Origin of the sequence: Thalassovita autumnalis, assembly GCF_001458255.1 — a bacterium.
In the GTDB taxonomy this organism is placed as follows: domain Bacteria; phylum Pseudomonadota; class Alphaproteobacteria; order Rhodobacterales; family Rhodobacteraceae; genus Thalassobius; species Thalassobius autumnalis.
The window spans coordinates 55,572-79,148 of the sequence record NZ_CYSB01000028.1; the positions used below are offsets into that span (position 1 = coordinate 55,572).

Genomic DNA, 23,577 nt, shown 5'->3' on the forward strand with positions numbered 1-23,577 from the left:
TCAAAGCCCCAGCAGATCTGGCAGGGCCTCCAACAGGGCGCGCGCGCCCATGCCGACGCCCCCCTTGGGACGGGCCGGCGCGGCGCTTGGCTGCCAGCCGTAAACGTCAAAGTGGCTGTAATTCACATCCTCCCCAGCGAAACGACGCAGGAACAGGGCGGCGGTTATCGCCCCGCCAAAGCCGCCCTTGGGCGCATTGTCCAGATCGGCGATGCCCGGTTCAATCTGCGCCTCATAGGGATCCCAGAACGGCATACGCCAGAGCGGATCCGCCACGGTGGCTGCGGCCTGCATCAAGCGGTTGGCGGTTGCATCATCATCGCAGAAAAACGGTGCCAGATCGGCCCCAACCGCCACCCGCGCCGCGCCGGTCAGCGTCGCCATCGACAGCATCATGTCGGGGTTTTCTTCGGCGCCATAGGCTAGCGCATCGGCCAGCACCAGGCGCCCCTCGGCATCGGTGTTGTTGATCTCAACGCTGAGGCCCTTGCGCGATGGCAGGATATCGCCGGGGCGGAAGGCATTGCCAGAGACGGCATTTTCCACCGCAGGCACCAGCACCCGCAGTTGCAGCGGCAGGCCCAGCGCCATGATCATATGGGCCAGACCCAGAACCGTGGCCGCGCCGCCCATATCCTTTTTCATCAGCCCCATACTGGCGCCGGGCTTGAGGTTCAGACCACCCGTGTCAAAGCACACGCCTTTGCCTACGAGGGTCAGCTTGGGGCCACTTTCGCCCCACCGCATATCGATCAGGCGCGGGGCGCGATCACTGGCGCGCCCAACGGTGTGGATCATTGGGAAGTTCTGGGTCAGCAGATCCTCCCCACGGGTGACTTCAATCGTCGCGCCATGTTGCGTGGCCAAGGCGGATGCGGCTGCTTCCAACTCCTCCGGACCCATGTCATTGGCCGGGGTGTTGATCAGATCGCGGGTCAGGAATTCCCCTGCTGCAATGGCCTCAACCTTGGCGGCGTCCACCCCGTCTGGCGCGACCAGCGTCACAGGTTTTGGCTTGCTGCCGGCGTAGCGATCAAAGCCATAAGAGGCCAAGAGCCAGCCCAGCGCCTCTTGCTCGGCCAGGTCAGAGGGCAGGCCCGAGGCGACCTGATACGCCCCTTCAGGCAACGCAGGCACCGCAGCGGCCAGATGGAACCGGCTGCGTTTGCGTGTAGCGGCGGTGCCATAGCCCACCAGAACCTCTTCCACTGCGCCACTGGCCCCGGGGATCAGCAGTACCTTGCCCAGAGCAGGTTTGAACCCGCTGCCACGCACCCAAGTCTGCAGCCGTGCCGGTTGCTGATCGATCCAGGATTGCAGCCCTTCGGCATCAACCAGATGCACAGCGATGGGCGCATCGGCTTGGGTGGCGAAACGAGGGGACATGGCGCGGTCCTTTCACGGCAGGGCAAAAATAATTTGCGCCAGCCTAGCCCTTCCACCGGGACCTGCAAGCCCCCCTGCCCCTGCAAGACGGTGCCTTAGACCGAAAGATCCTGCAAATCCCAAATCTCACGCAGCGATTGCGCCCCGAGGCGTAGTAACCGCGCCAAGGTGGCCGCCTGCGCAACCGGATCACCGCGATCCAGCGCCTCCATCAGGTGGCCTGCCACCGCAGCCAAGGAAGCCATGCCAATTTGGCGCGCTACGGCGGCAAGGCCACGCGCCTGTTTGCGCAACTGCTGCGTCTCACCTTTGCGAAACAGGGCCTCACATCGCTGCAGCCGCTGCGCCAGATCCGCCATGGCCCGGCATAGCACGTCCTGCGCACCATGTTGCCCCAGATCGGTATAAAGCTGCATCACCTCATGCGCATTCAGCTTTACCCGCTCCTGCGGGATTAATCTGATAATCTCATCCACTGTCTTCCCCTTCAGTCGCACCCGGCCGGTCTGCCCCCACGGCGGTGCCAGTGTGACCGCGCAGGGTTCCCAAAAGGTTTATGGGGCATCAGGGAGTGTTTCGAATTCGGTTCAAAGGCGCGTCAGATACCGCGAAACTTCTTGGCAAAATCGCAAGACCCTGAAGGGGTTGGATAACCCCCGGCTCAACCACACAGGTCAATGCATAGATTAGACGCCTGCCTAAACGCCTGTCTAAACACCGGTGCGGGCAATCTTGGCCTGCATCTCCACCAGACGTGGGCCAAACTCCTCCAACAGGCGTTCACCAGGCAGCATGTAGGACGGCCCGCCAAGGTTAAAGGCCAGCATTGGCGTATCGCCATGCGGGGACCGATAGGGCACGGCGATGGCGTTCACATCATACTGCCATTCGCCGAGGTTGGCATAAAATCCACGGGTCGCGACCTGCTCCACCGCTTCATCAATACCATCACGCAATTGCGGCCAATTGGCCGGGTCGGTGCGATCTTCGATCATCGCCATGATCCGGGTCCGCTCTTCGGCGGAACAGCCCGCGATATAGGCCCGGCCCATCGCAGACCGCGCCAGCGAGATGCGCGAGCCAACGTTCAGCTGCAGCGAAATCATCGCCCGGGACGAACGTGCCACAGCCAGATAGGTCATCGCATGTTCATCACGACCGCCCATCGCCACCAGCACCCCATCGCCGCAGGTGTCTGCCAGTTCCTGCATATGCGGCAGCGCGGCCTCACGGATTTTCATACCGCCAAGACAGGCATAGCCGAGGCTCAGCGCCGGCAGCCCCACCTTGTAGCGGCCGGTGCCGTCGGCGTAGGTGAGATAGCCCAGTTTCAACAGCGTATAGGTCAACCGCGAGATGGTGGAATTTGGCAGACCGGTCCGTTCAGCAATTTCGCGATTGGACAGACCGTCCAGATCGGCAGGACGAAAGGCGCGCAGGATATCCAGCCCGCGCTGCAGCGCGGTGACGAACTGGCGATCATTGCTGAGGTCTTCGCCCTCGGCTGTTGCCGTGTCAGCCATTCGTTTGCGCATTTGCTGTCCTGTTTACCGTCTGGTGTTTCCCGCAACATAGGGTGGCATAGGGGCATAAGGCGCGCAAGGCGCTGCTGGATCTGAGATTCCGGTCAAAAATGCCGCGAATTCGGTGTGAAATCTGGACGCAGGCGCAAATCTCTGAGATAGCAGCCTCATCTAATCCTTCAGCAATGGGACCCGATCATGACCCGCCAGGCCAACGTCATTTCGCCCGACCTTATTCCAGCCGCGCTTTACCCCACGATCAACGCGCTCTGCGCCACCTCGATTGAGGTTGCTGCCATCATTGCCCGCGCTGGTCTGGGCCAGTCGCTGGCGGCACAGGTTGGCGAAAACAGTGACGGCGACGGCCAGAAAGCGCTGGATGTGTTGGCCGACGACATGTTTGAGGCCGCGCTGCGCGGTGGTGACGTGCGCTGGTATGCCTCCGAAGAACAGGAAGATGCGCTGCTGACCTCGGAAAGCGGCAAATACGCGCTGGCCATTGATCCGCTGGATGGCTCTTCCAACATCGACGTGAATGTGTCGATCGGCACCATCTTTTCGATTTTTGAAGCCAAGGAGGGCGCCGAGGAAAGCTTCCTGCGCAAAGCCTCGGAACAGATCTGCGGCGGCTATATCCTTTATGGTCCGGCGACCTGTCTGGTGGTGACCTTTGGCGACGGAACCCAGCAATATGTGCTGGACCCGACCAAGGGTGAGTTTGTGCTGGTCGAAAAAGCGATGAGCGTGCCGGAGACCTCGAAAGAGTTTGCCATCAACGCCTCCAACTACCGCCACTGGACCACCCCGGTGCGCACCTACATCGACAATTGTCTGGCAGGCAAAGACGGCCCGCGCGGCATGGATTTCAACATGCGTTGGGTCGGCTCACTGGTGGCGGAAACCCACCGGATCCTGACCCGTGGTGGTATCTTCCTCTACCCCGGTGATGCCCGGCCCGGTTATGAAAACGGTCGTCTGCGCATGGTCTACGAATGTGCGCCCATTGCCTTCATCATCGAACAGGCCAAAGGCCATGCCACCGATGGTGAGACCCCGATCCTGGACCGTCAGGCCGAAACCCTACACGGCCGTATCCCGCTGGTCTTTGGCTCGGCCCATAAGGTACAGCGCGTGGCCGATCACCACGATCTCAGCGAATAACCCCTCTTTCCCGGAGAAACCCCATGAGTTTTGACCGTTCCCTGAAAATCGCCCCGTCGATCCTGTCGGCCGATTTCGCCAACTTTGGTCAGGAAATCGAAGCCGTCGAGGCGCAGGGCGCCGACTGGATCCACGTGGATGTGATGGACGGGCATTTTGTGCCCAACCTGACCTTCGGCCCGCCGCTGTGCAAAGCGATCCGCAAGCACATCAACACCGTGATGGACGTGCATCTGATGATCGCGCCGGTGGATCCCTATATCGACGCCTTTGCCGATGCAGGCGCCGATATCCTGACCGCTCATCTGGAAAGCGGCCCCCATATCCACCGCACCCTGCAAGCGATCCGCGGCGCGGGCTGCAAGGCCGGTCTGGCGCTGAACCCGGCCACCGGTCTGGACGATGTGGAATACCTGCTGGATATGGTTGATCTGGTCTGCATCATGACCGTGAACCCCGGCTTTGGCGGCCAGAAGTTCATTCACAGCCAGGTTGAGAAGGTGCGCAAGCTGCGCGCGATGATTGGCGACCGCCCGATCCATATTGAGATCGACGGCGGCGTGACCCCGGAAACCGCCCCGTTGGTGGCCGAAGCCGGTGCTGATGTGCTGGTGGCAGGTTCCGCCGTGTTCAAAGGAGGATCGGTCTCAAACCCTGCACCTTACGGCGACAACATCCGCGCCATCAAAGCCGCAGTTCAGGGCTGATCTGGACAAGATACTCTGGTGGCCCCACCGCAGGGGCCACCGATTTGGCTACTAGGGCGGACTATCACCCGGGATGGCCATCATACTGTTTGGCCGCATCCCCGATGATCAGCCAAGACGGTTTTTCCGTGACAAATTCGTGGAACTGATTGCTAAGTGGCAGATCGGTATCCAGCGCGTTTGCAGCGATGGGGAAGCTCTCCTCTTCCGACAGGATCTCGCCCAGCGAACTGCCGCATGTCTTGCAGAAACAGCGGGGGTATTTGTAAGGCGCTTCGGGTTGGTAGAGGCCGACGTTTTCCTTGCCCTGCACCCAGCTCAAATGCTCTTTTTGCACAAACACGATGGCGCTGGCACCCAGCTTGCGGCAGCGTGTGCAATGGCATGTGCCCATCATCTTCGGCGCTTCGCTCAATTCAAATTTAACCGCGCCACAACAACAACTTCCGGCAATCATTGCCCTCTCCTCTCACTTGAAATAGAAAAGAACAATATGTGAACATTTAACCTTTCTCAAGACAGTGTTTCGACCTGCCCGCTTGCAGAGGCGGAGCGTTTGCGGCACGGATTGCATGCATAAGATAACCACCGGAGGCGACAATGCTGTCAGGCGTATGTATCGGAACCAATGATCTGGAGGCCGCAGGTCAGTTTTATGATGCGCTGCTGGCCACGATCGGCATGTCACGCGCCCTGACCGTCCCGCGTGAATTGGGCTACGCCGGTGCGGATGGCAAAATCACACTGTTTGTGCTGCTGCCCTATGACCGCAATCCCGCAACACATGGCAACGGCACGCAGGTGATGTTCTACGCCGCCGACAAGGCCGAGGTAGATGCCTTTCACGCCAAGGCGCTGGCGCTTGGGGGCAGTGACGAAGGTGCACCGGGACCGCGCGAGTATCATCCTGAATATTACGGTGCCTATGTGCGCGATCTGGACGGCAACAAGCTGAACATCTCCGTCGATCCTAGCACCCGGAAAAATCCCTGAGCTTTGCTGCTTCGGGGCAAATGTCCGCGGCGCGCAAGGGCCACGGACATATTAAAATCTTAGGTGTTTGGCTCCACCGGGTCCCGTTCGCCGTTGAACCCCGACAGGCGGGCCAGCAGCACGGCAACGTTTTTGACCTCAAACTTCTTAAGCAAGCGGGCGCGGACGTCTTCGATGGTGCGCGGCGATAGTTCCAGCACCTGCGCGATTTCCTTGCTGGTACGGCCACGGCTGAGCCACATCAGCACCTCACGTTCGCGGGGGGTCAGGCTGGGGCCGGTGGGCTTCTGATCAATCGGTGCGAAGCTGAGCACAATCTGCGCCAGCGGATCCTCAGGGGTCAGCGTGCGGGCGCGGAAGCGCACCCAAATCCGGCTGCCATCGGCACAGCGCATGATCCGTTCATCGGTGTAAGGGTGCGACTGGCGCAGTGGCGCCAGACCGATGTCACGCACCTGATGGAACTCCTGGTCGGTTCCGTAAAGCAAACGGAAGCTCTGGCCGATCAGCTGCTCTTTTTCATAGCCAAACATTTCAGCAAAGCTTTGGTTGCAGCTGCGGATCACGCGGTTTTCGGTCAGCGCCAGCCCCATCGGCGCTTGGTCAAAGGCAAGTTGTTCTAGGTCTTTCATAGGTCACCAGTGTGATACGGTGCGAACACCGTTATGGTACGGTATTGGCACCGTAAGTTCGCGTAAAGCATAGTTTCCATACCAAGTTCAAGAGACGAGACCCCTAAATGTCATCGAGTGACCGTACGTCTATTTCCCCTCTCTCTGCCTCGGCAGACGCCGCCCCCAACGCGGCCTCAAACCCTATGGCTGAGCATCTGGCGCAGCGTCTTTATGCAGAACTGGAAGACCGGCGCGACGATTTGATCGCACTGACCCAAGACCTGATCCGCATTCCAACCTTGAACCCTCCCGGTGAGTTTTATCGAGACATATGCGAATATTTGTCAAAAAGACTGGCCGCAAAAGGTTTCGAAATTGAATTGGTGCGCGCTCATGGCGCCCCCGGTGACAGCGAGAAATATCCGCGTTGGAATGTCGTTGCCCGCCGCGACGGGAAATTTCCGGGCGAATGTGTACATTTCAACAGCCATATCGATGTGGTCGATGTCGGGCTGGGCTGGACGACGGACCCTTTTGGCGGTGAGCTGAAGGATGGCAAGATCTACGGCCGGGGCGCCTGTGACATGAAGGGGGGGCTGGCGGCCTCTATCGTAGCGGCCGAGGCATTTCTGGCGATCTGCCCCGACTTTCATGGCGCGATTGAGATCAGCGGCACCGCGGATGAGGAATCCGGCGGCTTTGGCGGCGTGGCCTATCTGGCCGAAAAGGGGTTCTTTGCGCCGGAACGGGTGCAGCATGTGATCATCCCCGAACCGCTGAACAAAGACCGGATCTGCCTCGGCCATCGCGGCGTCTGGTGGGCCGAGATTGAGACCTTTGGCGAAATCGCCCATGGCTCCATGCCGTTCCTTGGCGATTGCGCAGTGCGCCATATGGGCGCAGTGGTCAATGAAATGGAGGAAAGCCTGTTCCCCGCATTGGCGCAAAAACGCACTGATATGCCGGTGGTGCCGGAAGGCGCCAAACAGTCCACGCTCAACATCAATTCGATGCACGGCGGTCAGGCGGAGCAGGATCCGGATTTCACCGGCCTGCCAAGCCCTTGCGTGCCGGACAGCTGCCGCATGATCATCGATCGCCGCTTCCTCATCGAAGAGGATATCAACGAGGTCCAAGAGGAAGTTATGCAGGTTCTGCGCACCGTCGAAGAGAGCCGCGACAACTTCCGCTACGATGTCAAAGAACTGCACCGGGTCCTGCCCACCATGACCGAGAAAAGCGCACCGGTTGTGCAAACCGTGGCAAAAGCAATTGCAGAGACCATGGGAAAAGAGGCAGAATATGTCGTGTCGCCGGGCACTTACGATCAAAAGCACATTGATCGCATCGGAAAACTGCACAATTGCATCGCCTATGGGCCAGGCATTTTGGATCTGGCGCATAAGCCGGACGAATACGTCGGAGTCGAAGATATGATCGACTCTGCCAAGGTAATGGGCCGTTCATTGATTGACCTGCTGGCAAAACCAGAGGCGGCGGCCTGAGATAAGGGAGAATACGAAATGACGACCAAGACTTTCAAACTTGGCCTCCTCAGCGCAGCGGCGCTGGCGGCCAGCGCCGGGCTGGCCATGGCCAAGTCCGACATCGTTGTGGCCATGCAGCTAGAGCCGCCACATCTGGACCCGACATCGGCCGCCGCAGGCGCCATCGACTCGGTGCTTTATTCCAACGTGTTTGAAGGTCTTACCCGTTTCGGTTCGGACGGTTCCGTAAACCCCGGTCTGGCCAAAAGCTGGGAGATCTCGGAAGACGGCAAAACCTACACCTTCATGCTGCACGAAGGCGTGACCTTCCATGACGGTTCGGCGATGGACGCCGAAGACGTGAAATTCTCACTGGATCGCGCCCGCGCCGAAGACAGCGCCAACGCGCAGAAGGCCCTGTTTGAAGGCATCGAAAACGTCGAGGTGGTTGATCCGCTGACTGTCAAGGTCACGCTGGCCGCACCCAACGGCAGCTTCCTGTTCAACATGGCCTGGGGCGATGCGGTGATCGTGGCGCCAGAAAGCATTGAGAACATCAAGACCAACCCTGTCGGCACCGGCGCCTTCAAGTTCACCAACTGGGTGCAGGGCGACAAGATCGATCTGGAAAAAAACGGCGCCTATTGGGGCACACCAGCGAAACTGGACAAGGTGAGCTTCAAGTTCATCTCGGACCCGACCGCCGCCTTTGCCGCCGTGATGGCTGAGGATGTGAACGCCTTTGTCGGCTTCCCCGCGCCGGAAAACCTGCCGCAGTTCGAAGCCGATCCACGTTTCCAGGTGCTGGTGGGTTCGACCGAGGGTGAAACCATCCTGTCGACCAACAACAAGATGCCGCCTTTTGACAATGTGAAGGTCCGCAAGGCGCTGGCCCATGCGATTGACCGTCAGGCCATCATTGATGGCGCGATGTTCGGCTATGGCACCCCCATCGGCACCCACTTTGCGCCGCACAACCCCGATTACGTCGATCTGACCGGCAACAGCGCCTATGATCCAGCGATGGCCAAGGAACTGCTGGCCGAGGCGGGCTATGCCGACGGTTTCAAAACAACGCTGAAACTGCCGCCGCCCTCCTACGCCCGTCGCGGTGGTGAGATCATTGCTGCCCAGCTGCGCGCCGTAGGGATTGAGGCTGAAATCAGCAACCTGGAATGGGCGCAGTGGCTGGAACAGGTGTTCCGCGGCAAGGATTACGGCTTGACCATCGTCAGCCACACCGAGCCCTTCGACATCGGCATCTATGCCCGTCCGGACTATTACTTCCAGTATGACAATCCCAGCTTCCAGCAGCTGATCGCTGATCTGGGTGTGGAGGCCGATCCGGCCAAACGTTCGGCACTGCTGGCGACCGCACAGGAGACGATTTCGGGCGACTATGTGAACGGCTACCTGTTCCAGCTGGCCTACCCCACCGTGGCCAATGCCAAGGTGAAGGGCCTTTGGAAAGACGCGCCCACCCAGGCGACCGATCTGACCGGCGTTTACTGGGAGTAAGTTGACCCCACCCCGGCGGCTGTGTGTGTGGCCGCCGGGGATGTGAGTATTTTTGGAACATTGAAAGACAGGGGCCCACGTCCCTTGGAGGGAAGCGGCGCCGATGCTGCATTATCTGTTGAAACGGTTGCTGTCGCTGGCGGTCAGCCTCGTGGTGGCCTCGCTGGTGATCTTTCTGGCGCTTGAGGTCGTGCCGGGGGATCCGGCGGCCTATATGCTGGGCATCAACGCACAGGAAGACACGCTGGCCGCCCTGCGCGAAGAACTGGGGCTGAACGGCAGCGTGGTAGAACGCTATCTCAGCTGGGCCGGTGGCCTACTGCAGGGCGATTTCGGCACCTCCTATACCTATCGCACCCCGGTGGCCGAGATGATCGGCGAGCGGCTGTGGATTTCCCTGCCGCTGGCGCTTTATGCGCTGACGCTTTCGACCTTGATTGCCTTCCCGGCTGGGATCTGGGCCGCGTCCAAACGCGGCTCACCAGTGGATGTGACCGTGATGGGGGTGACGCAACTGGGCGTGGCGATCCCGAACTTCTGGTTTGCCATGCTGATGGTGCTGGTCTTTGCCATCAACCTGCGTTGGTTCTCCGCCGGTGGATTTGTCGGCTGGGACGCCGGTTTCCTGCTGGCGATGAAATCACTGACGCTTCCAGCCATTGCGCTGGCGCTGCCGCAGGCCAGCATTCTGGCGCGGGTGATGCGGTCATCGCTGCTCGACACCCTATCCGAAGATTTCATCCGCACCGCCCGTGCCAAAGGCCTAAGCAAACGTCAGGCGCTGTGGCGGCATGCGCTGCGCAATGCGCTGATCCCGGTGCTGACCATCATCGGGCTGCAGTTTTCCTTCCTGCTGGCGGGGGCGATCATCATTGAAAACGTTTTCTTCCTGCCCGGTCTTGGGCGACTGGTGTTCCAGTCCATTTCGGCCCGCGATCTGATCGTGGTGGAAAGCGTTGTGATGCTCTTGGTCTTTGCGGTGATTGTGGTGAATTTTCTGGTGGATCTGGCCTATGCCATCGTAGATCCCCGGTTGCGGGGACGGCGCTGATGCGGAACCTTTGGCTGGGCGGTGTGCTGACCGCGATCTTTGCTGGCATGGCGGTGCTGAGCTTCCTCTGGACGCCCTATGATCCGACCGTTCTGGATATTGCCAACAAGATCAAAACGCCCTCAACGGCGCACCCTCTGGGCACGGACCACTTTGGCCGCGATATCCTGAGCATGATCATGGTGGGCGCGCGCACCTCCATCGCGGTGGCGCTGGTGGCCGTGGGCATCGGCATGGGGCTGGGGGTGCCACTGGGCCTGACGGCGGCGGCGCGCAAAGGCGGGCTGCTGGACGAGCTGATTATGCGTGGCAACGATCTGGTCTTTGCCTTCCCCTCGCTGCTGATTGCTATCATGATTACGGCCGTTTTTGGTGCCTCCGCGGTCAACGCGATCATCGCCATTGGTATTTTCAACATCCCTGTCTTTGCCCGCCTAACCCGCTCCGGCGCGCTGAGCCTTTGGACCCGTGATTATGTCATGGCCGCCCGTGTGGCCGGCAAAGGCGCGACGCGGATTTCCGTTGAACATATCCTGCCCAATGTCACCAACCTGTTGATCGTGCAGGGCACCATCCAGTTTTCGCTAGGGATCCTGGCTGAGGCGGGCCTGAGTTATGTTGGCCTTGGCGCGCAGCCGCCGACCGCCAGCTGGGGGCGGATGCTGGCGGACAGCCAGACGATGATTTCCTTTGCCCCGCATATGGCGCTGTTCCCCGGTCTGGCGATCTTGCTGACAGTGCTGGGGTTGAACCTGATGGGCGACGGGCTGCGCGATATGTTTGACCCCAAACTGCGGAGGGCGCGGTCATGAGCCTTCTGAAGATCGAGAAGCTGAACCTGAGTATCCACGGCAGTCAGATCCTGCACGATGTGTCGATGCAGGTCGCACCAGGGCAGATCCTGGGGGTGATTGGCGAAAGCGGGTCTGGAAAATCCATGTCCGCCTTTGCCGCCATGCAGTTGTTGCCCAATGGGGCGACCTGTGAGGGGCAGGTCACTGTGGCGGGACAGGACGTTCTGGCGCTTTCTGAGACGCAGCTGTGCCAGATGCGCGGGCGCGACGTGGGCATGGTGTTTCAGGAACCGATGACGGCGCTGAACCCGATCCGCACCATTGGCGATCAGGTGGCCGAAACCATCCTGATCCATGAAAACGTCAGCAAGGCTGAGGCGCTGGAACGCGCCGCCGAGGCGTTGGCCCGGGCAGAACTGCCGCAGGATCGTTTCCCGCTCAGCCGCTATCCGTTTGAACTGTCCGGGGGGCAGCGCCAGCGGGTGGTGATCGCCATGGCCATCGCGCTGCGCCCCAAACTGCTGATCGCGGATGAACCGACCACCGCGCTGGATGTGACCACGCAGGCACAGATCCTTGAGCTGCTGAAACGGCTGGTGGCCGAGGATCAGATGGGCCTGATGCTGATCAGCCATGATCTGGCGGTGGTTGCGGATCTGGCGGATGAGATTGTCATCATGCAAAAAGGCCGCGTGGTCGAAAGTGGCCCGGCCGCAACCCTGTTCCGCGACATGCAGCACCCCTATTCCAAGGCGCTGCTGGCAGCCTCCACCCATGTGCCGGACCGTGAGGGTGCCGCGCAGGACCAGCCGCTGCTCAGCGTGCGGGATGTGGTGCGGGAATACACGCTCCATGCCAACGGCTGGCTGGGCAAAACCAGCAAATTGAAGGCGGTGAAGGGCGTGAGCTTCGACATCCGCAAGGGCGAAAGTCTGGGCCTTGTGGGCGAGTCGGGTTGTGGCAAATCCACCCTGACCCGCGCCATTCTGGGGCTGGAGGAGGTGCAGGGTGGGGAGATCCTGCTGGACGGCCAGCCGGTCTTCAGCGGTAAGAAACCCAACCGCGCCGTACGCCGCCGTATGCAGGTGGTGTTTCAGGATCCCTACGGCAGTTTCAATCCCCGCTGGAAGGTCAGCCGGTTGATCTGTGAACCGATGCATCTGCTGGACCAGCCGCCGAAAGCGCAGGCATTGCAGGATGCGATGGTTGAGGCGATGGAAAGCGTCGGCCTCACCGCTGACGACCTTGATAAATACATCCACGAGTTTTCCGGCGGCCAGCGTCAGCGGATCGCTATTGCCCGCGCGCTGATCATCAAACCCGATCTGATCATTCTGGATGAGGCGGTTTCAGCCCTCGATGTCTCAGTCCGCGCGCAGGTTTTGGACCTGCTGGCTGACCTCTCAGACCGCTTTGGGCTCACCTACCTGTTCATCAGCCACGATCTGTCAGTGGTGCGCTCCATCACCGATCGGGTGCTGGTGATGAAATCCGGTGAGATTGTGGAACAGGGTGAGACGCAGGCGGTCTTTGACGCGCCGCAGCATGACTACACCAAAGAATTGATCGCCGCCGCGCCGGTATTGCCGGCCGATGTGGCGTGAGACGACAAGACGAAGGACAAGACGATGAGTGATGCGCTGAACCTGTGGTTTGACCCTGAAAAATGCCTGATCGATGGGGCGTGGGTGGCCCCTGCCTCCGGCCAGACGCTGCCACTCTCGAACCCCTCCACCGGGGCAGAGATTGGCGCGATTGCCCGCGGTGGTGCGGCGGATATTAACGCCGCCGTGGACGCGGCGCACCGGGCCTGGCAGGGCGCTTGGGGCAAGGTCACTGCGGTTGAACGGGGGCGCATCCTGTACCGTCTGGGCCAGCTGGTGCTGGACCGGGTTGAGGATCTGGCCCGGATCGAAGCCTTAGACGTGGGCAAGCCACTGAAACAGGCCCGCGCGGACGCCATCGCATTGGCCCGTTATCTGGAATTCTATGCCGGTGCCGCCGACAAGTTGCACGGCGAAACCATCCCCTATCTGGACGGCTACACCGTCTACACCATGCGCGAAGCCCACGGGGTGACCGCCCATATCGTGCCTTGGAATTACCCGATGCAAATCATTGGCCGTTCAGTCGGGGCGGCACTAGCCACCGGCAACGCCTGTGTGCTGAAACCGGCCGAGGATGCCTGCCTGACCGCATTGGCCTTCGCCGATCTCGCCAAGGAGGCCGGTCTGCCCGATGGTGCACTGAACGTGGTGCCGGGGCTGGGGTCTGAGGCTGGCGCGGCGCTGAGCGCCCACACCGGCGTGCATCACGTCAGCTTCACCGGCTCAGTTGGTACCGGGGTTCAGGTACAGATGGCGGCGGCACAGAACGTCATTCCGGTGACGCTGGAACTGGGTGGGAAATCCCCACAACTGGTGTTTGAAGATGCCGATCTGGATGCGGCGCTGCCCTTCCTTGTGAACGCTGGTATCCAGAACGCGGGCCAGACCTGCTCGGCCTCGTCGCGTATTCTGGCGCATCGCTCGGTATACGATCAGGTGGTTGAGCGGATGGCGGCCCGCTATGGCGAGTTGCGGGTTGGTCAAGCGATGTCTGATCTGGATGTGGGACCGCTGATCTCAGCCAAGCAAAAGGGGCTGGTTTCAGGCTTCCTCGATCAGGGCAAGGATCTGGAAACCGCCGCGCAGGGCGTGCTGCAGGACGCACCGGATGGCGGCAACTACGTGCAGCCCACCCTCTTTGCCGGGGTCACGCCTGATCACTGTTTGGCGCAGGACGAAGTCTTTGGCCCGGTGCAGGTCGTCATTCCCTTTGACAGCGAAGAGGAAGCCGTGGCCATCGCAAATGGCACTGATTACGGGTTGGTCGCCTCGGTCTGGTCGCAGAACGGGGCCCGCCAGATGCGTCTGGCCAAGGCGATACGCACCGGTCAGGTCTTCCTCAACAACTATGGTGCCGGGGGCGGGGTGGAACTGCCCTTTGGCGGCATCGGCAAATCAGGGCATGGCCGCGAAAAAGGGTTTGAGGCGCTTTATGGCTTCACCACCCTGAAAACCGTCGCCGCCTTTCACGGGTAACACAGATGGCTGAGATCGAAACAGGCCGCCGCGTGGTTGCGGCCAGCGAATGTGATACATTAGGCCATGCCAATATCGCCAGCTACATCGCCTATGTCTCAGACTCGGGCTTTGCCATGATGAACCATGTCGGGCTGGGCCGAGACAATATACTGGGTGGCCGACGCTTGGGCATCGCCGTGGTGGATATGCAGGCGCAGTATAAGGCCGAGCTGCTGCCCGGTGATTGCATCCATCTGCGCACCGGGCTGCTGTCTATCGGCACCAAGTCGATGGTGTTTCGCCACCGGATCTACCGCAGCCGGTCTGACGGATCAGAACAGCTGGTGTTTGAAGGCCGATTTACCAAAGTGCTGATGGATCTGGAGGCGCGCCGCGCCATCGCCATCCCCGAGGATATCAAAGACAAGTTGGAGACGCTGCGCCTTGCGCCAGCGGAGGAAGGAGAAACAACATGAGACTGGCAGGCAAAACCGCCATCGTAACGGGTGGCGCATCCGGCTTTGGCGCCGGGATTGTACGCAAGTTTGCTGAGGAAGGCGCCAATGTGATGGTCGCTGACCTGAACATGGATCTGGCCCGCGACGTGGCCGCCGAGGTGGGCGGCATCGCCCAACAGGTGGATGTGTCCAAAGACGCCGATGTGGCCGCCATGGTCGCCGCTGCACGTGCGCAGATGGGCGACATCGATATTCTGGTCAACAACGCAGGGATCACCCATCTGCCCAAACCGATGGAAGAGGTGACCGAGGATGAATTTGACCGGGTCTGGGCGGTAAACTGCAAGTCAGTCTACCTGACCGCCAAACACGCCGTGCCGCTGATGAAGGCGGCGGGCAAAGGCGCCGTTTTGAACGTGGCCTCCACCGCTGGCCTCAGCCCGCGGCCGAACCTCAACTGGTACAACAGCTCCAAAGGGTGGATGATCACCGCGACCAAAACCATGGCCGTTGAACTGGCCCCGGCAGGCATCCGCGTCAACGCCATCTGCCCGGTGGCCGGTGAAACCCCGCTGCTGACCAGCTTCATGGGCGAAGACACGCCTGAGATTCGCGCCAAGTTCTTGTCGACCATCCCGATCGGTCGCTTCTCCACCCCCGAGGATATGGGCAATGCCGCCTGTTTCCTCTGCTCGGATGAGGCTGGCATGGTCACTGGCGTCGCCATGGAAGTGGACGGCGGCCGCTGTATCTAAAACCAACGAAGTTGCGCCCTTTCCCAGTGTGAAACGGGCGCAACCCTATCCCGCTGTTGCAGAATTCGTCGCCAGTCCGGCAGGCAAATCCCCCCGCCCCACCGCAAAAGGGGCGATGTTTCGATACAATATAGTTCATCACATCCGCGCGAATCCCCTTTTTTCCTTTGGTTTGCTGCGCTAAGAGCGCCCTGTCCAAACCTTAAGGAGTGAGCCAAATGGGCTACAAAATCGCCGTCGTTGGCGCCACGGGCAACGTGGGCCGCGAAATGCTGAACATCCTGGCCGAGCGCCAGTTCCCTGTTGACGAGATCGTTGCGCTGGCAAGCCGCAAATCTCAAGGCACCGAAGTAAGCTTCGGCGATACCACCCTGAAGACCAAAGACCTGGACACCTTTGACTTCACTGGCTGGGATATCGCGTTGTTTGCTGTCGGCTCGACCGCAACCAAGCAATACGCGCCGAAAGCGGCAGCCGCTGGTTGTGTGGTGATCGATAACTCATCGCTCTACCGCTATGATCCTGAGATCCCGCTGATCGTGCCTGAGGTGAACCCCCAGGACGTGCACCAGTACAAAAACAAAAACATCATCGCCAACCCCAACTGCTCAACCGCGCAGATGGTTGTGGCGCTGAAACCGCTGCATGATCGCGCCAAGATCAAGCGCGTCGTTGTATCGACCTACCAGTCGGTCTCCGGCTCGGGCAAAGATGCGATTGATGAGCTGTGGAACCAGACCAAGGGCATGTATGTCCCCGGCCAGGAAGTGGAACCGAAGGTCTACACCAAACAGATCGCCTTCAACGTGATTCCGCATATCGATGTCTTCATGGACAGCGGCGACACCAAGGAAGAGTGGAAAATGATCGCTGAGACGAAGAAAATCGTCGACCCCGCGATCAAAGTGACCGCCACCTGTGTGCGTGTTCCGGTCTTCGTCGGCCATTCGGAATCGATCAACATCGAATTCGAAGAGTTCCTGGACGAAGATGAAGCCCGCGACATCCTGCGCGAAAGCCCCGGCCTGATGGTCATCGACAAGCGCGAAGACGGTGGCTACGTGACCCCGATCGAATGTGTCGGCGACTTCGCCACCTTCATCAGCCGCATCCGTCAGGACGTCACCGTTGAAAACGGCCTGAACCTGTGGTGCGTCAGCGACAACCTGCGCAAGGGCGCCGCCCTGAACGCGGTACAAATCGCTGAGCTGCTGGGCCGTGAGGTTCTGAAAAAAGGCTGATCCATCGGCTGATTATCACCACTTGAGGGCGTCCTGATGGGCGCCCTCTTGCGTTTAGGGGGTGCAGGGTTTCACCATGGTCGCACTTGATCAGGAGAGATTTCATGCGCGCCCTTCCCTTTTTGCTGAGCACCGCCCTGGCTTCGCTGCCCGCTAATTTGCTGCCCAGCGTGTCCCTGGCTGAGACCTTTCAGCTGACCAGCCAGATTTCCAATGTGATTGTCTATCCCAACGGCGCCAAGGTGACCCGCACCGCCCAGTTTGATCTGCCCGCAGGCAGTCACCAGCTGCAGGTCCTGGATCTGCCGCAAAGCGTGGCGCTTGACGGGATCCGGGCAAAGCTGACCGGTGCGCAGCTGGGGGCCGTCACCCTGCGCGATGACTTTGTGCCCCCCCGCGCCGAGGTCGAAGATGCCGCCCGCGCCGCTGCCGAACGCCGCCTTGAGGCCGCGCGTGAGGAGTTGCAGGCCCATCAGGATGACATCCGCAGCCTGCAGCTCAGCAAAGAAGCGGCGGACACCGCCATCGGATTCCTGCGTGGTCTGACCAAAAGCGATGCCCTCTCAGGCCTAAGCGCCGAAGACCTGCGCGATATCGCCCGGATGATGGGCGAAGAAACCTTCGCCGCGCGTCAGGCCGTACTCGAAGCTGATGCCGAAGCCCGCCAGCTGTCGCGTGATCTGCCAGAGCTGCAACAGGCGGTCGATAAGGCGCAGCAAGCGCTGGATGCGCTGGTGCGCGGTCAGGATGAGGTGCTGCTGGTTGAGGTCGCCGCCAGTGCATCCGCCGCCAGTGAAGCCACGCTGGAAATCAGCTATTTCATCGATGCCGCTGGCTGGCGCCCGGTCAACGATGCTTCCCTCACGCTTGACAGCGGTTTGCTGCAGCTCGATCGCGGCGCGCTGGTCGAACAGAATTCCGGTGAAAACTGGCAGGATGTCTCGCTGACCCTCTCCACCAGCCAACCCAGTGGTAAGGTCGCCGCCAGTCAGGTCTACAGCGACTTCCGCCAACTGGTGGAGCCGCATCGCGCTCTGGCCAAGGTGCGATCTGAGTCCGCAGCCCCCGCCTTTGCAGATATGGCCGCCCCAATGCTGGAGGTGGCCGAAGCTGAACCCGTGGTCATGGCGCCGCCAGTGGCACTGGCCGGGGGGCTGATCCTCACCTACCCCTACCCACAGCCGGTCAGCATTGCCACGGGGGCGGATGCCGCGAAACTGTCGCTGGGCACGTTGAGCTTTGAGGCCACGATTGAAGCAACGGCGGTGCCGCTTTACGATCAAACTGCGTTTCTCACCGCCAAGATCCTGAACGACAGCGGCGAAGAAATCCTGCCTTCACCTGAAACCCTGCTCTACCTGGATGGCGAACTGGTGGGCCGTTTTGATCAGCCGATGCTGGCCGCCGGTGATGATCTGCGCCTACCCTTCGGCCCCATCGAAGGCCTGCAGCTGCGCCGTGAGGTCACGCGAAATCAGGGCGATCGTGGCATCTTGTCAAAATCCAATGACCGTACCGAAGCAATCCGGATCACCGTGGATAACCTGACCAACCGCGCCTGGGATATGCGCCTGATTGACCGGGTGCCTTACGGCGAACAGGACGATCTGCAAATCACCTGGAGCACCCTGCCCGAGCCCAGCGAAACTGACCTCGACGGGCGGCGCGGCGTCCTCGCCTGGACCTTTCCGCTGGCAGCGGGGGCGGAAAAGATCATCAAACTCAACCAACGCATCAGCTGGCCGGGTGAGATGGAGCTGATCCCACGGTAAACCCCCAGTGAAACTGGCACACAAGCCAAACGGACCACGAGGTTTTCACACCATGGAAAGGTTTTGTTAACCAGAATCAGATGAAGCTTCGTTTGCGGTTCGGGGTACACACACCATCCGCAAACGGAGAGGCCCCCTGCTTGGCCCCACTTTGCAGGGGGCATCTTTTTGCCCGCACCTTCCCCGCGCACGACACCCCACCCGAGGACGCCGCCGCAGGCGAAGGACGAGGTATCGAGCGCGCGCCGCATGGCGCGCCCAATTTGGTTGAGGCTTGATTACACTATGGTTAGGGCGCCAACACCAGTTTGCCCACCGCGCCCCGATTGAGGATCCGCTCCAGCACCTGCGCAGCCTCGGCCAGCGGGTAGCGGCCTTCGATCAGCGGTTTGATCTGCCCGCTGCGATACCACCCCATCAACTCCTGCATATTGTCAGCGTAGACGGCTGGTTCCGCCCGAGTGAAATTGCCCCAGAACACCCCGACCAGAGCAAATTCTTTGACCAGCGCCAGGTTGACCGGGAATTTCGGGATCTCACCGCTGGCAAAGCCGATGATCAGCAACCGGCCATTGCGCGCCATTGCCCGGCAACAGGCGTCAAATGCAGCGCCCCCCACCACATCGAAAACCACATCTGCACCTTTGCCATCGGTCAGGCGTTTGATGTCTTCTTTGAGGGCGTCATAGCCAATCACATGATCTGCACCCGCGTCCCGGGCAATCTGCTGCTTCTCGGCCGAGGAACAGACCGCGATCACCGTTGCCCCCATGATCTTGCCGATCTGAATGGCCGCCAGACCTGTTGCCCCGGCCCCGCCCAGCACCACCAGCGTCTCACCCGCTTGCAGGGCTGCGCGTTGTTTCAGCGCGTGATGCGAGGTGCCATAGGCGACCAGCAGCGCACAAGTCTCCGCCGCATCCGCATCGCCAATGGGGAAAGTGGCGCGTTCATCCACCACGGCCTGTTCGGCATATCCGCCCAGCTGCAGCACCGCACCGACCCTATCGCCGACCTTCACATTGCTCACGTCCGGCCCCAGCGCGACCACCTCGCCAGCGGCTTCCATCCCCGGGGTAAAGGGCAGTTCGGGCCGCATCTGATAAAGACCCTGCACCAGCAGGCCGTCAGGGTAGTTCACCCCTGCCGCCTCCACCTTGATGACCACCTGCCGCCCTGTGGGCACTGGTTCGGCCACCTCTGCCACAACAAGATCCGCCAGCGGTCCAAAGGCGTTGCACTGCACCGATTTCATCAACTCTCTCCCTCTCTTCACCGCGTCAGGCTGCCGTTCAGGCCACCTCCGATCAAGCGTTTTACACGCCCACACAGCCAAACCCTTGTTATTGTGGAAACTTACGCTCCGTCCTTTGACAAATTGAATTTTGCAATGATCCCACCGCGCGCTAGGCTCCTCCTCAGGGAGAATATGGGAGGTACGCATGCTGGGCATGATGATGCATCGTCCGCTGCTGATCAGCGACATTTTGAAATACGCCGCCGAGGCCTATCCGCAGGCTGGCATCATTTCGGTCCGCACCGAGGGCGATGTTCATCGCCAGACCTATGCTGAAACGCTGGGCCGGGTGCAGCAACTGGCCAACGCGCTGCAGGCCCGGGGCGTGCAGATGGGGGATCGCGTTGCGACGCTGGCCTGGAACGGCTACCGCCATTTTGAACTCTACTATGCGGTGTCGGGGATGGGGGCGGTCTGTCACACGATCAACCCGCGCCTGTCAGCTGAACAGCTGATCTACATCGTCACCCATGCCGAGGATCGCCTGATCTTTGTCGACACAACCTTTGTGCCGATCCTTGAGGCGGTGCAGGACCAGCTGCCGGGTGACATCACCTATGTGGTGATGACCGACCGGGCGCATATGCCGGAAAACAGCCTTAACGCGCTGTGCTATGAGGATCTGTTGGCCGAACAGCCCGCTGATTTCGACTTCCCCGAGTTTGACGAAAACACCGCCTCAGGCCTGTGCTACACCTCCGGCACCACCGGCAATCCCAAGGGCGCGCTGTATTCGCACCGCTCCTCAGTGCTGCATGCGATGATGATCTGCACCTGCCTCGGCTCCACTATGCCCGAGGGATCGGCGGTGATGCCGGTTGTGCCACTGTTCCACGTCAACGCCTGGGGGCTGCCCTATACCGCGCCCTTGCTGGGTCTGAACATGGTGATGCCGGGCGCGGCGCTGGATGGGCCCAGCCTGTTCAAACTGATGGATGCGGAGAAAGTGCATTCGGCCTGGGGCGTGCCCACCGTCTGGATGGGGCTGCTGGCCGAGATTGAGGCACAGGGTCGCAAACCCGAAGGCTTCGGCGATCTGGTGGTGGGCGGGTCAGCCGCCCCGCGGGTGATGATCGAAACACTGGAAAAGCTGGGTGTTGCCGTGGGCCACGCCTGGGGCATGACCGAGATGAGCCCGATCGGCACCCATGGCCATATGCCCGGCTGGGTGCGGGATCTGCCGTTTGATCAGATGATCGACAAGAAAAGCCTGCAGGGCCGTCGCGCCTTTGGCGTACAGATGAAGATCGTGGATGAGGATGGCAAAGCCCAACCACATGACGGCGTGGCGGCTGGTGAATTGTTTGTGCGCGGCAATACCGTGGTCGCGGGGTATTTCAAAAACGATGAGGCAACCCAAGCCACCATGGATCAGGATGGCTGGTTTGGCACCGGTGACATCGCCACACTAGACCCGAACGGATTTCTGTCTATTCAGGACCGCTCCAAAGACCTGATCAAGTCGGGTGGGGAGTGGATTTCATCGATCGATCTGGAAAACGCCGCCATGTCGCATCCCGATATCGCCAACTGTGCCGCGATTGCGATTGCCCATCCCAAATGGGATGAACGGCCTGTTCTGGTCGCCGTCCCCGCGGGGGAGGCCCGCCCTGCACTGGAAGACATGCACGCCCATATGGCCGAGCATTTTGCCAAATGGCAGCTGCCCGATGATCTGATCTGGGTTGAGGATCTGCCACTGACCGCGACCGGCAAGATTTCCAAGCTGACACTGCGCAAACGGATGGCGGATTATGTGCTGCCGGATCTGCGCTAGAGGCTGTTTGTCAAAATCAACGGCCTGCCGGGGATCTCGTCAGGCTGATCTGCCCCGGCGCAAATACGCCCCTAAAACTTGCTGACAGTTCAAAATAAATGCACCCGGTCGACCGCCGTCAACCGGGTGCCACCCCTCCTGAGTACAGGAGTTGGCGAAACAGGGCTCCTCCCTTCCCCGTTCCGCAGGAAACTGATTCGCAAGAAACTATAGGGCCAAGTCCCTTTGATCGCCTAGGATTTTTCTTTGACAGGGCAAAACGAAGTGAAAATCGCAGGTTGCTCTTTGGCCGAAAACACCACTTTGCGACGTTACGTCTTGTTGGTTTGCGCTGCTTGTTCCGCCCTCGTGCAGCGCCTAACCTGCTGTTCGGCGCAGACACTTGGGAGGGGTGGATGCCGCCCTGCGCACTGCGCTGCTTCGCACCGATTTTGCGCCTAGACTGGCCCCTGAGCCGTCACAGCGGACCAATTGCGTGCTTGTTTCCCCCGCCAGATGACCGCTGCCGTCAAACTCTTGACCAAGGCGCAGACCGACGACCGCTCAGAGGGAGCTATGGATGACAACACTAACCAAAGCCGCGCTGTTGGCCAGCAAAGGCCAGGACATGGGCACCTCAGACTGGTTTGAGATCGACCAGAGCCGCATTGATACCTTTGCTGGGGTCACCGAGGATCGCCAATTCATCCATGTGGATCCGGCCCGCGCCGCCGAGACACCGTTTGGGGGCACGATTGCCCATGGTTTTCTGTCGCTGTCGCTGCTCTCGGCCATGATGCTGCAGGGCTACCCCAAAATGAGCGGCCTGCAGATGGGGGTGAACTATGGCTTTGACCGGGTGCGTTTCACCGCGCCGGTGCCCGTCGGCGCACGTGTGCGGGGCCATTTCAAACTGGCCGATGTGGCCGAGATGCGCCCGGGTGAGGTGCAAACCACCAGCGAAGTGACGGTTGAGATTGAAGGCCAGGATCGCCCGGCCCTCGTCGCGCTTTGGCTGGGACGGTTCTATTTCGGAGAAGACGAATGACTGACGTGAGATTTGACGGCCAGGTGGCCATTGTAACCGGTGCAGGTGTCGGACTGGGCCGCAGCCATGCGCTGGGGCTGGCCGCGCGTGGCGCCAAGGTTGTGGTCAACGATCTGGGCGGCGCGGTGGATGGCACCGGATCTGGATCTGACGCCGCCAAGGCTGTGGTGGCCGAAATCCAGGCGATGGGAGGGCAGGCAATGGCAAACGGCGCCGATGTCTCAAACGCCGAACAGGTCAGCGCCATGGTGGCCGATGTGATCGCCCAATGGGGCCGGATCGACATCTTGGTGAACAACGCCGGCATTCTGCGCGACAAGACCTTTGCCAAGATGGAGATGGACGATTTTCAGGCGGTGATGGATGTGCACCTCTTAGGCTCTGCCAACTGTGCCCATGCGGTCTGGCCCCATATGGTGGCGCAGAGCTATGGGCGGATCGTCTTCACCACCTCAGCCTCGGGCATGTATGGCAACTTTGGCCAGTCCAACTACGGCGCGGCCAAATCCGGCATGCTGGGGCTGATGAACGTGCTGGCCATTGAAGGCGCCAAGTTCGACATCCGCGCCAATATGCTGGCCCCGTCGGCAGCAACCCGGATGACCGAAAGCCTGCTGTCCGAGGATGTTCTGGCCCTGCTGCAGCCGGAAACCATCACCCCGGGCGTGCTGGCGCTGGTCAGTGGTGACGCCCCGACCAAGATGATCCTAGGCGCTGGCGCCGGCTGCTTTGCCGAGATTCAGATCCGCGAAAGCGCCGGTGTGGCCTTGACCGATGAGGCGCTGACGCCTGAGGCTGTGCTGGGGGCGATGGATCAGATCCGGGATCCTGCCGGGGCCGAGGTGATGGATCACGCCTTTGCCCAGACCCGCAAATATGCCCGTATGGCTGCGGCGGCCCGTGGCCTGCCCCTGCCCTGGAACGACTAACCTGGAATGACAAAAGCGCCGG

22 protein-coding genes are annotated in these 23,577 nt (G+C 60.7%); 16 read left to right on the plus strand and 6 right to left on the minus strand.

What is annotated here, in order from left to right; genetic code table 11:
• The 3 genes from TL5118_RS10100 to TL5118_RS10110 all read right to left on the minus strand — a co-directional run bounded on the left by TL5118_RS10100 (window position 1) and on the right by TL5118_RS10110 (window position 2,921).
• Window positions 1-1,386 carry a leucyl aminopeptidase family protein gene (locus TL5118_RS10100; RefSeq protein ID WP_058242384.1) on the minus strand — a complete coding sequence of 462 codons (1,386 nt, stop codon included), beginning with the start codon at window positions 1,384-1,386 and terminating at the stop codon, window positions 1-3.
• 95 nt (window positions 1,387-1,481) lie between these two features.
• Window positions 1,482-1,862: a hypothetical protein gene (locus TL5118_RS10105; protein WP_082626161.1), complete on the minus strand. Its 381-nt coding sequence runs from the start codon at window positions 1,860-1,862 to the stop codon at window positions 1,482-1,484.
• A gap of 234 nt (window positions 1,863-2,096) precedes the next feature.
• Complete coding sequence (locus tag TL5118_RS10110; protein WP_058242383.1) at window positions 2,097-2,921, minus strand: IclR family transcriptional regulator; 825 nt, start codon at window positions 2,919-2,921, stop codon at window positions 2,097-2,099.
• Between the two features lie 186 nt (window positions 2,922-3,107).
• On the opposite strand from TL5118_RS10110, the gene TL5118_RS10115 reads away from it, so the two are divergent.
• Window positions 3,108-4,070, plus strand: a complete 963-nt coding sequence (locus TL5118_RS10115; protein WP_058242382.1) for a class 1 fructose-bisphosphatase — start codon at window positions 3,108-3,110, stop codon at window positions 4,068-4,070.
• Between the two features lie 23 nt (window positions 4,071-4,093).
• Complete coding sequence (rpe, locus tag TL5118_RS10120; RefSeq protein WP_058242381.1) at window positions 4,094-4,777, plus strand: ribulose-phosphate 3-epimerase; 684 nt, start codon at window positions 4,094-4,096, stop codon at window positions 4,775-4,777.
• Window positions 4,778-4,841: 64 nt separating this feature from the next.
• On the opposite strand, the gene TL5118_RS10125 is transcribed toward rpe, so the two are convergent.
• A complete protein-coding gene (locus TL5118_RS10125) occupies window positions 4,842-5,234 on the minus strand; it encodes a GFA family protein (protein ID WP_058242380.1) in 393 nt (130 codons plus the stop codon).
• A gap of 143 nt (window positions 5,235-5,377) precedes the next feature.
• Here TL5118_RS10125 and TL5118_RS10130 point away from each other — a divergent pair, with 143 nt between their 5' ends.
• Complete coding sequence (locus TL5118_RS10130; RefSeq protein WP_058242379.1) at window positions 5,378-5,770, plus strand: VOC family protein; 393 nt, start codon at window positions 5,378-5,380, stop codon at window positions 5,768-5,770.
• Window positions 5,771-5,829: 59 nt separating this feature from the next.
• Here TL5118_RS10130 and TL5118_RS10135 read toward each other — a convergent pair whose 3' ends face one another.
• On the minus strand, window positions 5,830-6,402 hold the full coding sequence (locus tag TL5118_RS10135; protein WP_058242378.1) for a PAS and helix-turn-helix domain-containing protein: 573 nt from the start codon (window positions 6,400-6,402) through the stop codon (window positions 5,830-5,832).
• A 185-nt stretch (window positions 6,403-6,587) separates the two neighbouring features.
• Here TL5118_RS10135 and TL5118_RS10140 point away from each other — a divergent pair, with 185 nt between their 5' ends.
• The 10 genes from TL5118_RS10140 to TL5118_RS10185 all read left to right on the plus strand — a co-directional run bounded on the left by TL5118_RS10140 (window position 6,588) and on the right by TL5118_RS10185 (window position 18,525).
• On the plus strand, window positions 6,588-7,889 hold the full coding sequence (locus TL5118_RS10140; protein WP_058242377.1) for an acetylornithine deacetylase/succinyl-diaminopimelate desuccinylase family protein: 1,302 nt from the start codon (window positions 6,588-6,590) through the stop codon (window positions 7,887-7,889).
• An 18-nt stretch (window positions 7,890-7,907) separates the two neighbouring features.
• Entirely contained in the window at window positions 7,908-9,389 is a 1,482-nt protein-coding gene (locus TL5118_RS10145) for an ABC transporter substrate-binding protein (RefSeq protein WP_058242376.1), read from the plus strand.
• A gap of 103 nt (window positions 9,390-9,492) precedes the next feature.
• The gene (locus TL5118_RS10150) at window positions 9,493-10,440 is read left to right on the plus strand and encodes an ABC transporter permease (protein ID WP_058242375.1); all 948 of its coding nucleotides are present in this window, start codon (window positions 9,493-9,495) and stop codon (window positions 10,438-10,440) included.
• Window positions 10,437-11,252, plus strand: coding sequence for an ABC transporter permease (locus tag TL5118_RS10155; protein ID WP_058242374.1), 816 nt, complete (start codon window positions 10,437-10,439; stop codon window positions 11,250-11,252). The genes TL5118_RS10150 and TL5118_RS10155 overlap by 4 nt, the downstream gene beginning before the upstream one ends.
• Window positions 11,249-12,838: an ABC transporter ATP-binding protein gene (locus TL5118_RS10160; RefSeq protein WP_058242373.1), complete on the plus strand. Its 1,590-nt coding sequence runs from the start codon at window positions 11,249-11,251 to the stop codon at window positions 12,836-12,838. Before TL5118_RS10155 ends, TL5118_RS10160 begins: the two co-directional genes overlap by 4 nt.
• Before the next feature lie 24 nt (window positions 12,839-12,862).
• Window positions 12,863-14,317, plus strand: coding sequence for an aldehyde dehydrogenase family protein (locus TL5118_RS10165; protein ID WP_058242372.1), 1,455 nt, complete (start codon window positions 12,863-12,865; stop codon window positions 14,315-14,317).
• Between the two features lie 5 nt (window positions 14,318-14,322).
• Window positions 14,323-14,775: an acyl-CoA thioesterase gene (locus tag TL5118_RS10170; RefSeq protein ID WP_058242371.1), complete on the plus strand. Its 453-nt coding sequence runs from the start codon at window positions 14,323-14,325 to the stop codon at window positions 14,773-14,775.
• A complete protein-coding gene (locus tag TL5118_RS10175) occupies window positions 14,772-15,512 on the plus strand; it encodes an SDR family oxidoreductase (RefSeq protein ID WP_058242370.1) in 741 nt (246 codons plus the stop codon). Before TL5118_RS10170 ends, TL5118_RS10175 begins: the two co-directional genes overlap by 4 nt.
• A 218-nt stretch (window positions 15,513-15,730) precedes the next feature.
• Window positions 15,731-16,753: an aspartate-semialdehyde dehydrogenase gene (locus TL5118_RS10180; RefSeq protein WP_058242369.1), complete on the plus strand. Its 1,023-nt coding sequence runs from the start codon at window positions 15,731-15,733 to the stop codon at window positions 16,751-16,753.
• A gap of 104 nt (window positions 16,754-16,857) precedes the next feature.
• Window positions 16,858-18,525: a DUF4139 domain-containing protein gene (locus tag TL5118_RS10185; RefSeq protein ID WP_058242368.1), complete on the plus strand. Its 1,668-nt coding sequence runs from the start codon at window positions 16,858-16,860 to the stop codon at window positions 18,523-18,525.
• Between the two features lie 289 nt (window positions 18,526-18,814).
• Here the strand turns inward: TL5118_RS10185 and TL5118_RS10190 are convergent, their stop codons facing one another.
• Window positions 18,815-19,780: an NADPH:quinone oxidoreductase family protein gene (locus TL5118_RS10190; protein WP_058242367.1), complete on the minus strand. Its 966-nt coding sequence runs from the start codon at window positions 19,778-19,780 to the stop codon at window positions 18,815-18,817.
• A 187-nt stretch (window positions 19,781-19,967) separates the two neighbouring features.
• Here TL5118_RS10190 and TL5118_RS10195 point away from each other — a divergent pair, with 187 nt between their 5' ends.
• The 3 genes from TL5118_RS10195 (at window position 19,968) to TL5118_RS10205 (ending at window position 23,555) form a co-directional block, all read left to right on the plus strand.
• Window positions 19,968-21,599 carry a long-chain fatty acid--CoA ligase gene (locus TL5118_RS10195; RefSeq protein WP_058242366.1) on the plus strand — a complete coding sequence of 544 codons (1,632 nt, stop codon included), beginning with the start codon at window positions 19,968-19,970 and terminating at the stop codon, window positions 21,597-21,599.
• A gap of 559 nt (window positions 21,600-22,158) precedes the next feature.
• The gene (locus TL5118_RS10200) at window positions 22,159-22,626 is read left to right on the plus strand and encodes a MaoC family dehydratase (RefSeq protein ID WP_058242365.1); all 468 of its coding nucleotides are present in this window, start codon (window positions 22,159-22,161) and stop codon (window positions 22,624-22,626) included.
• A complete protein-coding gene (locus tag TL5118_RS10205) occupies window positions 22,623-23,555 on the plus strand; it encodes an SDR family NAD(P)-dependent oxidoreductase (protein ID WP_058242364.1) in 933 nt (310 codons plus the stop codon). The genes TL5118_RS10200 and TL5118_RS10205 overlap by 4 nt, the downstream gene beginning before the upstream one ends.
• Window positions 23,556-23,577 lie beyond the last annotated feature (22 nt).

Excerpts from the sequence above, each read along its gene's own strand:
- TL5118_RS10100 (WP_058242384.1), bottom strand. The coding sequence starts at position 1,386 with ATGTCCCCTCGTTTCGCCACCCAAGCCGATGCGCCCATCGCTGTGCAT.
- TL5118_RS10110 (WP_058242383.1), bottom strand. The coding sequence starts at position 2,921 with ATGCGCAAACGAATGGCTGACACGGCAACAGCCGAGGGCGAAGACCTC.
- TL5118_RS10115 (WP_058242382.1), top strand. The coding sequence starts at position 3,108 with ATGACCCGCCAGGCCAACGTCATTTCGCCCGACCTTATTCCAGCCGCG.
- rpe (WP_058242381.1), top strand. The coding sequence starts at position 4,094 with ATGAGTTTTGACCGTTCCCTGAAAATCGCCCCGTCGATCCTGTCGGCC.
- TL5118_RS10125 (WP_058242380.1), bottom strand. The coding sequence starts at position 5,234 with ATGATTGCCGGAAGTTGTTGTTGTGGCGCGGTTAAATTTGAATTGAGC.
- TL5118_RS10130 (WP_058242379.1), top strand. The coding sequence starts at position 5,378 with ATGCTGTCAGGCGTATGTATCGGAACCAATGATCTGGAGGCCGCAGGT.
- TL5118_RS10135 (WP_058242378.1), bottom strand. The coding sequence starts at position 6,402 with ATGAAAGACCTAGAACAACTTGCCTTTGACCAAGCGCCGATGGGGCTG.
- TL5118_RS10140 (WP_058242377.1), top strand. The coding sequence starts at position 6,588 with ATGGCTGAGCATCTGGCGCAGCGTCTTTATGCAGAACTGGAAGACCGG.
- TL5118_RS10145 (WP_058242376.1), top strand. The coding sequence starts at position 7,908 with ATGACGACCAAGACTTTCAAACTTGGCCTCCTCAGCGCAGCGGCGCTG.
- TL5118_RS10150 (WP_058242375.1), top strand. The coding sequence starts at position 9,493 with ATGCTGCATTATCTGTTGAAACGGTTGCTGTCGCTGGCGGTCAGCCTC.
- TL5118_RS10160 (WP_058242373.1), top strand. The coding sequence starts at position 11,249 with ATGAGCCTTCTGAAGATCGAGAAGCTGAACCTGAGTATCCACGGCAGT.
- TL5118_RS10165 (WP_058242372.1), top strand. The coding sequence starts at position 12,863 with ATGAGTGATGCGCTGAACCTGTGGTTTGACCCTGAAAAATGCCTGATC.
- TL5118_RS10170 (WP_058242371.1), top strand. The coding sequence starts at position 14,323 with ATGGCTGAGATCGAAACAGGCCGCCGCGTGGTTGCGGCCAGCGAATGT.
- TL5118_RS10175 (WP_058242370.1), top strand. The coding sequence starts at position 14,772 with ATGAGACTGGCAGGCAAAACCGCCATCGTAACGGGTGGCGCATCCGGC.
- TL5118_RS10180 (WP_058242369.1), top strand. The coding sequence starts at position 15,731 with ATGGGCTACAAAATCGCCGTCGTTGGCGCCACGGGCAACGTGGGCCGC.
- TL5118_RS10185 (WP_058242368.1), top strand. The coding sequence starts at position 16,858 with ATGCGCGCCCTTCCCTTTTTGCTGAGCACCGCCCTGGCTTCGCTGCCC.
- TL5118_RS10190 (WP_058242367.1), bottom strand. The coding sequence starts at position 19,780 with ATGAAATCGGTGCAGTGCAACGCCTTTGGACCGCTGGCGGATCTTGTT.
- TL5118_RS10195 (WP_058242366.1), top strand. The coding sequence starts at position 19,968 with ATGCTGGGCATGATGATGCATCGTCCGCTGCTGATCAGCGACATTTTG.
- TL5118_RS10200 (WP_058242365.1), top strand. The coding sequence starts at position 22,159 with ATGACAACACTAACCAAAGCCGCGCTGTTGGCCAGCAAAGGCCAGGAC.
- TL5118_RS10205 (WP_058242364.1), top strand. The coding sequence starts at position 22,623 with ATGACTGACGTGAGATTTGACGGCCAGGTGGCCATTGTAACCGGTGCA.